Raw genomic sequence first — 12,970 nt, forward strand, 5'->3', positions numbered from 1 at the left:
CTAAAATTGGCGCCAATTTAGATAGCCAAAAATTTCCAGGCCAGTAGCACGCTGGCTGTTTCACCCGCATCTTCGAGGATACCCATGCTTGTCCAAGCCGAGACTGAACCCGTACTGGATCCCGCTGCCGCCGCCGCCCGCGCCCGCGTGCTTTACGACCTGGGCAAGGGCACCATCTTTGCCGCGCGCAGCGACCCGCGCTTCTCGTACTGCATGTACGTGCCGCCCCATATCGACACCGCCGAACATCCCATGGAACTGGTGGTGGTCGTGCACGGCACCGGCCGCGCCTTCATCGAGTACCGCAATGCCTTCGCCGAATTCGCGCGCTGGAAGGACTGCATCGTGCTGTGCCCGCTGTTCCCGGTGGGCGTGCTGGGCGACGGCAACCGCGATGGCTTCAAGCAGATCAAGGAAGGCGAACTCCGCTATGACCATATCCTGCTCGACATGGTCGATGAAGTGGCCACCAAGTTCGGCTGCGATTTCAAGCGCTTTGCGCTGTTCGGCTATTCGGGCGGCGGCCAGTTCGTGAACCGCTTCGCGCTGCTGCATCCCGAGCGCCTGTGGGCGGTGTCCATCGGCGCACCCGGCTCGGTCACCCTGCTGGACCCGGACCGCGACTGGTGGGTGGGCGTGCGCGACATGGAAGCGCGTTTCGGCAAGGCCCCGGACATCGAGGCCCTGAAGCAAGTCGACGTGCATATGGTGGTAGGCGCGGCCGACCTGGAAACCTGGGAGATCACGCACCGCGAAGGCGGCAAGTTCTACATGCCCGGTGCCAACGATGCGGGCCGCAACCGCCTCGAGCGCATCGAAAGCCTGCGCCAGTCGTTCCTGCGCGCCGGCGTGGACGTGGCGCTGGATGTCGTCGAGAACGTGCCGCACGAAGGCCTGAACTGCGTGGACACGGTGCAGGATTTCCTGGCCGGCTCCCTGAAGCGCCTGCGTGCTTCGCGCGGCTGCGCAACGCCCGCCGTGGTGCAGCCCGCCGCCACCCACGGCAACTCGTAATCACGGGCCAGCGACATGCTACGTTTCTGTCTTGCACGGATGGTGATGGCTATACCCACGTTGGGCATCGTGGCTGTCGCGGTATTCGTTCTGATACGCCTGATCCCCGGCGACCCCGCGCAACTGCTGCTGGGCGACCTGGCCACGCCCGCCGCGCTGGCCGACTTGCGGTCCACGCTGGGCCTGGACCGCAGTTGGCCCGTGCAGTTCGGCATCTGGTTCAGCAACCTGATGTCGGGCGACCTGGGCGTGTCCATCAACACGGGCCAGCCGGTGCTGCCCCTGGTATGGGAACGCTTCCTGGTCAGCGCGCGGGTGGTGGTGGCCGCGGTGCTGTTCGCCAGCGTGGTGGCCGTGCCCGCGGGCATGATCGCGGCCTGGAAGCAGAACCGCGCGCCCGACCTGGTGCTGGTCAGCCTGGCCACGCTGCTGGTGTCGATTCCCACTTTCTGGCTGGGCCTGCTGCTGCTGATCTTCTTCGGCTTGAAGCTCGACTGGCTGCCGGTGGTGGGGTATGTGGATATCGGCACCGATTGGCGCGCCGGCCTGCTGTACCTGGCAATGCCGGTCCTGACCTTGTTCCTGCACGAGATCGGCGTGCTGATGCGCATGGCGCGGGCCAGCACCCTGGAAGTGCTGCGCCTGGACTACATCACCCATGCGCGCGCCAAGGGGCTGCGCGAATCGGCCGTGATGATGCATCACGCGTTCCGCAACGCGTTCGGCCCGACCTGGACCCTGATCGGCCTGGTCATGGGCAACCTGCTGGGCGGTATTGCCGTGGTCGAGACGGTATTCACGATTCCCGGGCTGGGCCGCCTGCTGGTCGATGCCATCTTCGCGCGCGACTACCCGGTCATCCAGGGCTGCCTGCTGTTCGTGGCCGTGGTGTACGTGGTGGTCAACCTGGTCATTGACCTTTGTTATCCGTTCTTCGATCCCAGGGTGGCGGCAGAATGAACAAGAAAAGACTCGCCGCCAATGCGGCGATCGGCGGCGGCATCGTGGCCGCCATGGTGCTTATTGCGCTGATCGGATCTGTCTGGACGCCGCACGACCCGCTGCGCATCAACTTCACCGCGCGCCTGCGGCCGCCCGGCGGCGAGTTCCTGCTGGGCACCGATGAATTCGGGCGCGATGTGCTGTCGCGCCTGATGGCCGGCGCCGCCAGCAGCGTGTGGATCAGCCTGACCACGGTGACGCTGGCCGTGGTCGCCGGCACGGTCATTGGCGCCGTCACCGGCTTTGTGCGCGGCTGGACCGACCGCGTGATCATGGCCTTCAACAATGCCCTGCTGGCGTTCCCCGGATTGCTGCTGGCCCTGGGCCTGCTGGCGGTGGTGGGGGCCAACAAGTACGGCATCATCCTGGCGCTGGGCCTGGCCTACACGCCGTCGGTGACGCGCATCGTGCGCGGCACGGTGCTGTCGCTGCGCGAGCGCGAGTTCATCGAGTCTTCGCGGGTACTGGGCAATTCCGAGGCCTACACGATGTTCCGGCATGTGCTGCCCAATTGCGTGGCGCCGCTGACGGTGCTGGCGACCTCGATGTTCGGCTGGGTGATTCTTTCGGAAAGCGCGTTGTCGTTCCTGGGCCTGGGCGTGCCGCCGCCGGCGCCGACCTGGGGCAACATGCTGGCCTCGGCCCGGCCGTTCCTGGCGCAAGCCACTTACTTGTCCATACTGCCCGGCGTGTGCATCGCGCTGGCGCTGCTGGGCATCAACCTGCTGGGCGACGCGGTGCGCGACCGCCTGGATCCCCGCATGAGGAGTGCACTGTGAAGGCTCTGGTATCTGTCGCGGGCCTGACCATCACCGTGGGGCAGGGCGGGCGCGAGATCGTCAAGCGTATTGCCTTCGAGGTGGCGCCGGGCGAACGGGTGGGCATCGTGGGCGAGTCCGGCAGCGGCAAGACGCAGGCCGCCCGCGCCGTCATCGGCCTGACGCCGCCGCCCCTGGTGCGGTCGGCCGGCTCCATCGTGTTCGACGGCATCGACATCGCCCGGGCGGACGCGGCCACGCTGCGCACCCTGCGCGGCGCCCGCATCGGCATGGTTTTCCAAGAACCGATGACCTCGCTGAACCCGTCGATGTCGATCGGGCGCCAACTGGATGAAGGCCTGGCGCTGCATCGGCGCGACCTGGATGCGAAGGAACGTACCCGGCGCATCCTGGACATGCTGGCGCGGGTCGGTATCCGCGACCCGCAGGCGGCCATGCAGGCCTGGCCGCACGAGTTCTCGGGCGGGATGCGGCAGCGCATGATGCTGGCCTCGGTGATGCTGCTGGAACCGGCGCTGCTGATTGCCGACGAGCCCACCACGGCGCTCGATGCGGTGGTGCAGCGCGATGTGCTGGAACTGATGGCCGCGCTGGCGCGCGAGCACAATACCGCCGTGCTGATGATCAGCCACGACCTGCCCATGGTGGCCTGCTACACCGAGCGCATCGTGGTCATGGAAAAGGGCGAAGTGGTCGAATCGGGCGATACGCCCACGATCCTGGCCACGCCTCGCCATCCCTATACGCGCAAGCTGCTGGACGCCATGCCGCGGCGCATGCCGGCGCGTCCGCCCGTGGCCGAGGCGCCCGTGGTCGACGTGCGCAACCTGGTGGTCGATTATGCCGGCCGGCAGCGGTTGTTCTCCCGCACGGCGGGCCAGCGGGCCCTGAAAGGAATCGACCTGCAGGTGCGCCCGCGCGAGGTAGTGGCCGTGGTGGGGGGCTCCGGCTCGGGCAAGACCACGCTGGGCCGCGTGATCGCGGGCCTGCTCAAGCCCTCGTCGGGCGAAGTGCTGTTTCGCGGGCAATCGATCCGGCGCGGGTCGCCGGGCTGGCGCGACTACCGGATGAACTGCCAGATGGTCTTCCAGGATCCGTACTCGTCGCTGGACCCGCGCATGACCATCGGCCAGCTGGTCAGCGAAGGGCTGCGTTTTATGCCCGAACTCAGCCCGCAAGCCAAGCGCGAGCGCCTGGACGAAGTGCTGACCGAGGTTGGCCTGGGGCCGGAATACGCGGTGCGCTATCCGCATGAAATGTCCGGCGGCCAGCGGCAGCGCGTTGCCATCGCGCGCGCCATCGTGCGGCGCCCGGCGTTCGTGATCGCCGACGAGCCGGTGTCGGCCCTGGATGTGACGGTGCGCGCGCAGGTATTGACGCTGTTTGCGCAGCTGCAGGAAAAGCACGGGTTTTCGTGCCTGTTCATCAGCCATGACCTGGGCGTGGTCGAGCAGGTGGCCGACCGGGTGATCGTGATGCGCGAAGGCGAGATCGTGGAGCAAGGCGCGCGCGATGGCATCTTCGACGCGCCGGCCCACGACTATACCCGGCGCCTGCTGCAGGCCATTCCCGCCCTCGAGGCCAACGGCACTGGCGGCGTCTGCCTACGCTGGCGCCTGGAAGGCGAACGGCAGGCGGGCTCCGCCCCGCACGCCGCGGCAGGCGCTTTTGCATAAAATGCGTGCTTTAGGAAATCGCGGGAGTAGCCGATGCCCAAATCGGTGGTAGAAAAGGTCGACCTGGCCGACCGTATCGCGCAAGACATCCAGGCAGGGGTCTTCAGCGCGGGTTCCTGGCTGAAACAGATCGACCTGCAGGAACGCTACGATGCCACCCGCCTCGAGGTGCGCCGCGCGCTGGACCAACTGGCCAGCACGCGCGTCGTCAGCCATATTCCCAACCGCGGCTATCACGTCTTCGAGCGCGATGCCGCGCGCGACGACCAGGTGCGCGACATCCGCAAGCTGCTCGAGGTGGCGGCCGTCGAAGACCTGATGCCGCATGTCACCAAGGCCAAGCTGGCCGAATTGCGCGGGCTGGCCGAACGCTTCCAGGGGCTGTTGTCATCGGGCACGCTGCTGGAACTCTACGACGTGAACATGGCGTTCCACACCGCCATGTACAACATGTGCCGCAACCGTGAACTGGTTGCGCTGATCTACGAACTGCGCAAGCGCGGCCCGGCCGCGCCGGCCCGCGAATGGGTCACTCATCAGCGCATTGTGCAGTCCGCCAAAGAACACTTCGACATCGTCGATGCCATGGAAGCCCGCGACCTCAAGCGGGTGCAGAAGGCGATACGCGCGCACGTGGGGCAAGACATCTCGTAGCCACCGCCAGGCGGCTGGCCAGCCGCGCAGGGGGCCGTGGAGCAGGTTTTTTTGGCGCCAATTGTGGTGCTCATAATGGAGCTTTGCATGAAGATCCGTCATTTCCCGCTTATCACGTGGTACCGGACGCTTGCCCTTGCGCTGACGCTGGCGCTTGCCCCCGCCGCCGTCCTGGCCGATCGGCTGACCGTAGCGCAGCCGGCCGATATCCGTTCCACCAACCCCGGCGTCAATCGCGACAACACGACCGATGGCGTGGTCATGCACATGGTGGAAGGCCTGGTGGGCTATCGCAACAACGGCTCGGTGGCGCCGCTGCTGGCCAAGTCGGTGCAGGTGTCCGACGACGGGCTGACCTATACCTTTACCCTGCGCAAGGGCGTGAAGTTCCATAATGGCCAGGAGATGACTTCGGCCGATGTGCTGTGGAGCTGGAACCGCTATATGGACCCTCATACCGGCTGGCGTTGCCTGAGCGATTTCGACGGCCGCGGCATCGTCAAGGTAACCGGCATCAGCGCGCCCGACGCGGGCACGGTGGTGATGACCATCGACCACAAATCGGCGGTGTTCCTGGACACCCTGGCCCGCACCGACTGCGGCATGACCGCGATCTTGCACAAGGATTCGGTCAAGCCCGATGGGTCGTGGGACAAGCCTATCGGCACCGGGCCGTTCCAGTTCAAGGAATGGAAGCGCGGCGAATACGTGGACATGGTGGCGTTTCCCGGCTACCAGTCGCCGGGCGGCGACAAGCCCGATGGCTACGTCGGCGCCAAGCGGCCCGGCTTCGATGAACTGCGCTTTGTGGTCGTGCCCGATCCGTCCTCGGTCAAGGCTGGGCTATTGTCTGGCGCGCTGGATGCGGCCCAGATCGCGCGCACCGATTTTGCAGAACTGCGCCAGGACAAGCGCGTGCACCTGGAATACCCGCAGGAAGCAGCCAAGCATGTACTGCTGTTCCAGACCCAGGACCCCTTGCTCAGCAACGTGAAGATGCGCCAGGCGATTGCGGCGGCGCTGGATATCCCGCAGATCGTGGCGGCGGCTTCGGAAGGCATCGGCCGGGTCAATCCGTCGGCCGTGTACGCGGGCTCGGCCTATCATTCCGCGCTGCACGACCGCGGCTACCAGTATGACCCGGCACGCGCGCAGCAACTGCTGAAAGAAGCCGGCTACCAGGGGCAGGAATTGGTGATCCAGGCCAACAAGCGCGGCCATGTGCCCAGCTACCAGGCTGCCGTGATCGTGCAGGCCATGCTGCAGGCGGTGGGAGTGAACGCGCGCATCGAGGTCCTGGAATGGGCCACGCACCTGGACCGCTTCAACACCGGGAAATTCCAGCTCAGTTCGTTCAGCTATTCATCGCGCATGGATCCGGCACTGAGCTACGAACAGTTCTCGGGCGACAAGGCCAAGCAGCCGCGCAAGGTCTGGGACGATCCCCGGGCGCAGGAACTGATCGACCGGAGTTTCGAAGAATCGGATCCGGCCAGGCGGCAGGCCCTGTTCGACCAGTTGCACGAATTGATGCTGGCCCAGGCGCCGATGATCATGCTGTACAACGGCTCGGACCCCTGGGGCGTGAACAGCCGCGTGTCGGGCTTTACCGTGTTCGAGGGCAAGCCGCGGGCCTGGGAAACCCGGCCGGCGCCGTAGCGAGCCGGCCTAGCTGCAGGCGTCGTTGCCGTCCGGCGCCTGGCGGGCGCGGCCCAGGAACAGCCACTGCTGCCTGCCCACCGCGCTGCCCTGCGCCGCCGAGCGGCGCGCCCAGGTGGCCGCTTCGCACCGGTCGGCCGCGATGTGTCGGCCGTACAGGGCGGGGCCGGCCAGCAGTACTTGCACCAGCATTTCTTGCGCGGGCAGGTGATCGGCATTGCCGGCCTGGCGCAACAGGGCCAGCATGCGGCCATAGTCGGCGTCGGTCTGCGCTTCCAGGGCCAGCTGATAAACCTGTCCCGGCGATAGCCAGGACGCGGGGGTGTCGGCCTGTGCGTTCCATGCCGGCATGCCCAGGCCGCACAGCCATACGGCGGCCAGGTGGCGGCGCCATGCGCGCGCGGCCGGGAACAAGGGCGGGGTCGGGCAAGAATGGAACGTCATGGCGGTTTCCTGGAAGATGGTCTTGATGGCGTCATGATGGCGATGCGCCCGCCGCGGCACTAGCTGGAGTTTCCTCAGGCGCGCTCAGGCGCAGCCGAAGCCTGGCGGCGCCAGTGCCCCGGTGTCATCCCCATCCAGTGCGTGAAGACGCGCCGGAAGGCCGATAGGGATTGATAGCCGACGAGCTCGGCCACGGCTTCCGTGGTGACCGCGGGTTTCTTCAGTTCATTGGCGGCCAGGCTCATGCGGATATCGGTCAGCAGATCGAAGGCCGAGCGCCCCAGCCGGTTTTCGAAGTGCCGCATGAAGGTCGAGCGCGACATGCTGCACAGGGCGGCCAGTTCGGGCAGTTTCCAAGGCCGGGCGGGTTCGCCCAGCATGGCCAGCAGCGCGGGAGCCAGGCGGGGGTGGCCGGCCAGTGCCAACAGGCCGGCCGGCGCCTGCTCGGACTCGCTGGCGGCGCGCACGACCAGGGCAAACAACGCCGCGGACAACGCGTTCAGCATCGCGTGCCCGCCCAGCCTGTCACTGGACGATTCCACGCGCATCAGGTCCATCAGCCGGCCCAGGTGAGACGAGGCGGACAGGCCGGCATCGGCCTTGTCGTCCGTGGCGCGTACTACCAGCGTGGACGGCAGGTAGGCGCGCACCAGCCTGTCGTGCGGCGGGGCGATGACGAAGCGCCCGCACAGCATGTCCAGCCGCTCGCCCTGACCGCCGTTTTCGCTGAACAACAGATTGAAGCCCTGGCGCTGCGTAGCCTGGGCCGGCGTGTTGCCGCTGCCATCGTGCAGTACGTGCGCCGAACCGTGCGATAGCAGCACCACGTCGCCACTGTCCAACTCGCGCACTGAATTGTCCTGGGGGTTTTCAAGAATGGCACGCCCCCGCAGCACGACGTGGTAGGGAATCTCGCGCGCGGCCGATTGTGCATACACCACCTGCCATGGCGCGCCATAAGCGCAGCGGATCTCCAGTTGGCCAGTGATGGTGATGATGTCCAGCAGGCGGCTCAGCCAGTCCAGGGGAGAGGACATGGGATAGGCTCCATTTGGAACTATTAAGCATTTATATGGGTTTTATAGGACTTATCAGGATCATACTCGGAGCCTACAGTAACACCTACCGAATCATCGGTTCTTCTAGCCAACCCAAGGAGTCACAACATGAGCCGTATCGCTATTCCTGCCCTGTCGACCGCCACCGGCGCCACCGCCGAGGTCTATGCCCAGGTTCGCAAGATTGCTGGTGGCAATGTGCCCAACCTGTTTGCTGCCCTGGGCCATCTGGCCCCGGCGCAACTGGCCGCCGTATTGAACGCGGAAGGCGTAGCGGCCGCGGGCAGCCTCAGCAAGCAAGACCTGGAAACCATCAAGCTGGCTGTCAGCACGCAAACCGGCTGCGATTATTGCGAGGCGGCCCACGTGCTGCTGGGCAAGCTGGCGGGCCTGTCGGCCGATGCGCTGCGCGCGATTCGCACTGGCCAACCCACGGGTGACGCCAAGCGCGATGCGCTGGTGCATTTCGTATTGAATCTGGTGCGCACCAGCGGCACGATCGGCCAGGACGAATTCGATGCGATCCGTGCCGCGGGTTATACCGATGGACAATTGGCCGAGATCTCGCTGGTAATTGGCCTGGTGATCTTTACCAACATCTTCAATCGCATCAACGACACCGATGTCGATTTCCCACCGGTGCAATAAGCAGCCCCGCCGGGCGGCCTGGCCGCCCGGTGCATTGATTTCCAAGGATGCCTGCCATGAGCGTGCAAAGCTTTGAATTCGACGGCCCGCAAGGCTACCGGCTAGCCGGGCGGCTGGAACTGCCCGCCACCGACCGGCCGGCAGGCTGGGCCATATTGGCCCATTGCTTTACCTGCGGCAAGGACAGCCTGGCGGCAACCCGCCTGGCGCGGGCACTGGCCGCTCGCGGCATAGGTGTGCTGCGTTTCGATTTTGCGGGCCTGGGTGGCAGCGGCGGCAGCTTCGCCGACACCACGTTCGCCGCCGACGTTGAAGACCTGGTTGCCGCGGGCCGGGCCTTGGCGGCGGACGGCAAGCCGCCCGCGATTCTCATCGGCCACAGCCTGGGCGGCGCGGCCAGCCTGGCGGCAGTTGCCGACATGCCGGGTATATGCGCGGTGGCGACCATCGGCGCGCCGTTCGATGTAGCGCACGTGCTGCACCAGTTCGATCCGGCCAGCCTGCAGGTCATCGATACCGAAGGCCAAGCCGAAGTGTTGCTTGCCGGGCGGCCCTTCGTGGTGCGCAAGCGTTTCGTCGCCGATTTGGCACGGCACGATCTCGGCGCGCGCATCGCGCAACTGAGAGTGCCGCTGTTGGTGCTGCATTCACCTCGCGACGCGACGGTGGGCATCGACAATGCTGCCCGCATTTTTGCCGCCGCCAAGCATCCCAAGAGCTTCATTTCTCTGGACGATGCGGACCATTTACTGACTCGCCGCAGCGATGCCGACTACGCGGCCGCCATGATCTCGACCTGGGCCAGCCGGTTCCTGCCTGCCACGCAGCCATGATGCGCGCAGGGCGGGGCGTAAACTTGCCGGGCAGCAGGAGCAGGTACGGCACACGCCCTGCACAGACCAGGAGAGATTCTCATGGACCGTATGGCCGCCATGGAAACCTATGTTGCTGTTGTCGAGGCTGGTTCGTTTTCCGCCGCTGCCAAGCGGTTACGGCTGGGCCAGCCGGCCGTGTCGAAATCGGTGGCGCAGCTTGAAGCACGTCTGGGGGCCCGCTTGCTGCTGCGTTCGACACGCGGCTTGATGCCTACGGATGCGGGCCAGCGTTTTTATGAGCACGCTAAGCGCGCCATCGTAGAAGCCGACGAGGCCGAGCAGGCCGCGCGCCAGTCATCGGAAAGCCTGTCGGGCACCCTGCGCATTTGCGCGGCGGTAACGTTCGCACGTTTGCATCTCATGCCGGTACTGAAAGACTTCCTGGACCAGCATCCAAGCCTGCAAGTCGATATCTTGCTCGATGACCGGCAGATCGATTTGCTGGAAGAAGGAATAGACGTGGCGTTGCGCATGGGAGAACTGGACGATTCCACCATGACGGCGCGCCGCATTGCTCAAAGCCCGCGCCTGGTCGTGGGTACGCCGGCTTATTTTCTGGCCGCCGGAGTGCCCGGGACGCCGGCCGACCTGAGCCGGCATCAGGCCATCGTGTATTCGCAGCGTGGCGGCGGCGAGTCCTGGGTGTTCAGCCGCAATGGCAGTGCAACTGCTGTGGCGGTATCGGGGCGGGTGCGTGTCAGCGCAGCCGAGGGCCTTCGTGCTGCGGTGCTGGCCGACATGGGCCTGACCGTGGCGTCGGAATGGATGTTTGCGCCGGAGTTGGCCAACGGCAAAGTGCAGGCCGTGTTGCACGACTGGAAGCTGCCACCAGTAGGTTTGTGGGCGGTGTTCCCGTCCGGGCGGCTGGCTACGTCCAGGGCTCGCGCATTCGTGGCGTTTGTCGAAACCGTGGTGGCGGGGCCGGCCGGCGCGGCCGCGTGAGCACGTTGCCGCGGGGTTCGGCACCCCGGCCTGTCAAGTGTGTTGGGCCGCGTTTTCCAGTATCGGGAACATCTCTGACGGGTCGGGGCGGTGCGTGTAGTCGGGGTTCACTTCCGAATACAGCACCCAGCCATCCTGCCCGATGACATAGCGCGCCGGCATGGGTAATACCCAGCCCGGGTCGTTATTGAAGGCCGGCAGGTCGTTCTTCAGTTGTTTGTACAGTGTCACCAGGTAGTCGGGCAAGGCAAAGCGCAGGCCGAAGGCGGCGGCCGTTTCGCTGTGTACATCGCTCAGCACGGGAAAGCCCAGTTGATTGGTGCGCACCGACTTGCGGCTGTTGACCGCGGTTTGCGGAGAAACCGCCACGACGCGGGCGCCGTAGTCCCGGATCTGCGGAAGCGCTTCGTTCAGCGCCTGCAGTTCAAGATTGCAGTAGGGGCACCATACGCCGCGATAGAATGTAAGCACCAGCGGACCTAGCGCCAGCAGTTCGGTCGACGAGACTTCGTTGCCGTCTTGATCCTTCAGTTGGAATTGCGGAGCGCGTTCGCCCGCCTTGATTGCGCGGCCGGCCTGCCCGGTGGCGATCAGTTCGGCGGTAGCCCGTTCCATGATGGGATGGATTTCGGCGGGGGCGTTGTAGGGTGGCTTGCCCGCTTTGAAATCGGCCTTGAAGGCGTCCAGTCTGTCTTGCAGCGACATGATGTGTCTCCCGGTAGGATGATCCTGACGTCCAGCTCGTGCTGGCGACGAATGGGTTCGTCGTGGAATGCATCTTCCGGGAATGCATTGCGCACCGGTAGGCGGGCCGGCAGAATAACTGCCATTCCCGCCAAGCATGGCCTGAGTGCTGGCCGGGCGTGCGGGTGCGGGCGCCGCTTGCCAGCATGCCTTATTTTTGCTCGACCAGGTCCGACAGTGCGTTGCCCAATTCCTGTACGGCGCCGCCCACGCCTTCGGCCACGCCTTTGGCGCTGATGCCGATCGCCTGTCCCAGGCCGCCGATCACCCGCATGGAAATGCTGTCGTCCAGCGAAAACTTGGGGTCGTCCAGGTTGCCCGTCAGGGTGAAATCGAAGGCGACCTTGCCGTTGCGGTCTTCCAGGGCCGCGATGACCGCCTTGCGCGGCAGCGACAGCAGGCGGTCGCCGTTGCCGCCGAACTTCAGGTCGCGCAGTTCGAGGCGGCCCGCGGCGTTCAGTTGGCGCTGCACGATGCGGGTTCGCATGTCCAGGCCGACGACGCCACCGGCCAGCACCGCGGCCGAGCCATGGTAAAGATAGGGCGCAAGCACAGACACGTCGACCTGCGCCAGGCGGGTGTGGACATCGGCATCGCCGCTGGCCGCGGCCAGCCAGCCGTCGACCGCGACCGTGCCGCTGTGCGATTTGCCCATGGTGCGGCCGGAAACCTTGATATTCGTGTGCTCGGCGCGCTTGGGGAAATGCAGCGGCCCAATTTGCGCCTGCAATTGGTCGAAGGCAATCCGGTGCGGCGGCTTGGCCACGACCGCGTCGTAATAATCGAGTTGCCCGTCTTGCAGGGTGGCGCTGCCGATTTCGGTTTCCCACCGTTCAGAAGCATCTTTGCCTTCGGCGGCGCTCTGCCGGCGTTTTTCGCGGGCCTGCGCGGTCAAGGTCGGTAGCACTTCGATCCCTTTGGAAGAACGGCGTACCGACAGGTAGTAGTCTTCGATCGCCAGGCGATGGATCACCAGCCGATGGGACACCAGGCTGCGCCAGTCCGGCGTGCAGACAATGCGCTTGGCGCGCAGCGTGTGTTCGGCCGGCCAGCCTGCCGGGGCGCCGATCGTGACGTCATGCAGCACCACTTCGGACAGCCCGACATCGATACGGGCGGCCTGGCCCGAGGGACCCAGCAGTTCTACGATGCGGGACTCGACCCGCCGCGCCGCAAGATGGGTGGCCAGCGCCGCGGCGGCCACCAGCACCACCAGACAGCCCGAGACGATCAACAGACGTTTTTTCGTGCGTTTTTCCATCTTGTCGCAATCTCTCGCAGGTGTGGTTTGCCGCGCGGCCCCGAAGTTTTTGCGGGCATACCAAGCATATTACATGGCGGCTCGTACGCCTTTTGTTGTCAGGAAAGAAACAATGATGGCAATTTTCGCTGGATTATTTATTGGTCGACAGGGCGCATAGTTGATCCCATGCCGCAAAAGCACGGCGGCGACCCTATCGACCCTACTGGAGACC

13 protein-coding genes are annotated in these 12,970 nt (G+C 65.5%); 9 read left to right on the forward strand and 4 right to left on the reverse strand.

Going from position 1 to position 12,970, the window contains the following annotated elements; genetic code table 11:
- The first annotated feature begins 84 nt into the window (after nt 1-84).
- From KW845_RS00465 to KW845_RS00490, 6 genes are all read left to right on the forward strand, one after another.
- On the forward strand, nt 85-1,014 hold the full coding sequence (locus KW845_RS00465) for an alpha/beta hydrolase (RefSeq protein ID WP_218367234.1): 930 nt from the start codon (nt 85-87) through the stop codon (nt 1,012-1,014).
- A gap of 15 nt (nt 1,015-1,029) precedes the next feature.
- Entirely contained in the window at nt 1,030-1,974 is a 945-nt protein-coding gene (locus KW845_RS00470; RefSeq protein ID WP_218367235.1) for an ABC transporter permease, read from the forward strand.
- Nucleotides 1,971-2,795 carry an ABC transporter permease gene (locus KW845_RS00475; RefSeq protein ID WP_218367236.1) on the forward strand — a complete coding sequence of 275 codons (825 nt, stop codon included), beginning with the start codon at nt 1,971-1,973 and terminating at the stop codon, nt 2,793-2,795. Before KW845_RS00470 ends, KW845_RS00475 begins: the two co-directional genes overlap by 4 nt.
- Nucleotides 2,792-4,471, forward strand: coding sequence for an ABC transporter ATP-binding protein (locus KW845_RS00480; RefSeq protein ID WP_218367237.1), 1,680 nt, complete (start codon nt 2,792-2,794; stop codon nt 4,469-4,471). The genes KW845_RS00475 and KW845_RS00480 overlap by 4 nt, the downstream gene beginning before the upstream one ends.
- 33 nt (nt 4,472-4,504) lie before the next feature.
- Complete coding sequence (locus tag KW845_RS00485) at nt 4,505-5,125, forward strand: GntR family transcriptional regulator (RefSeq protein ID WP_218367238.1); 621 nt, start codon at nt 4,505-4,507, stop codon at nt 5,123-5,125.
- A gap of 87 nt (nt 5,126-5,212) precedes the next feature.
- Entirely contained in the window at nt 5,213-6,784 is a 1,572-nt protein-coding gene (locus KW845_RS00490; RefSeq protein WP_218367239.1) for an ABC transporter substrate-binding protein, read from the forward strand.
- Between the two features lie 9 nt (nt 6,785-6,793).
- Here the strand turns inward: KW845_RS00490 and KW845_RS29395 are convergent, their stop codons facing one another.
- Both KW845_RS29395 and KW845_RS00500 read right to left on the reverse strand, forming a co-directional pair.
- Complete coding sequence (locus KW845_RS29395) at nt 6,794-7,228, reverse strand: sel1 repeat family protein (protein WP_255592270.1); 435 nt, start codon at nt 7,226-7,228, stop codon at nt 6,794-6,796.
- A 74-nt stretch (nt 7,229-7,302) separates the two neighbouring features.
- The gene (locus KW845_RS00500) at nt 7,303-8,265 is read right to left on the reverse strand and encodes an AraC family transcriptional regulator (protein ID WP_218367240.1); all 963 of its coding nucleotides are present in this window, start codon (nt 8,263-8,265) and stop codon (nt 7,303-7,305) included.
- A 129-nt stretch (nt 8,266-8,394) separates the two neighbouring features.
- Here KW845_RS00500 and KW845_RS00505 point away from each other — a divergent pair, with 129 nt between their 5' ends.
- The 3 genes from KW845_RS00505 (at nt 8,395) to KW845_RS00515 (ending at nt 10,751) form a co-directional block, all read left to right on the forward strand.
- Nucleotides 8,395-8,934 (forward strand): carboxymuconolactone decarboxylase family protein, encoded by a 540-nt coding sequence (locus KW845_RS00505; RefSeq protein ID WP_218367241.1) that lies wholly within the window; start codon nt 8,395-8,397, stop codon nt 8,932-8,934.
- Between the two features lie 56 nt (nt 8,935-8,990).
- On the forward strand, nt 8,991-9,767 hold the full coding sequence (locus KW845_RS00510; protein WP_218367242.1) for a S9 family peptidase: 777 nt from the start codon (nt 8,991-8,993) through the stop codon (nt 9,765-9,767).
- Nucleotides 9,768-9,848: 81 nt separating this feature from the next.
- Complete coding sequence (locus KW845_RS00515) at nt 9,849-10,751, forward strand: LysR family transcriptional regulator (protein WP_218367243.1); 903 nt, start codon at nt 9,849-9,851, stop codon at nt 10,749-10,751.
- A gap of 33 nt (nt 10,752-10,784) precedes the next feature.
- Here the strand turns inward: KW845_RS00515 and KW845_RS00520 are convergent, their stop codons facing one another.
- Both KW845_RS00520 and KW845_RS00525 read right to left on the reverse strand, forming a co-directional pair.
- Nucleotides 10,785-11,456, reverse strand: a complete 672-nt coding sequence (locus tag KW845_RS00520) for a peroxiredoxin-like family protein (protein WP_218367244.1) — start codon at nt 11,454-11,456, stop codon at nt 10,785-10,787.
- Nucleotides 11,457-11,646: 190 nt separating this feature from the next.
- A complete protein-coding gene (locus tag KW845_RS00525; protein WP_218367245.1) occupies nt 11,647-12,756 on the reverse strand; it encodes a DUF748 domain-containing protein in 1,110 nt (369 codons plus the stop codon).
- Nucleotides 12,757-12,970 lie beyond the last annotated feature (214 nt).

It is taken from the genome of Bordetella sp. BOR01, from assembly GCF_019218885.1.
Lineage (GTDB): Bacteria > Pseudomonadota > Gammaproteobacteria > Burkholderiales > Burkholderiaceae_B > Bordetella_A.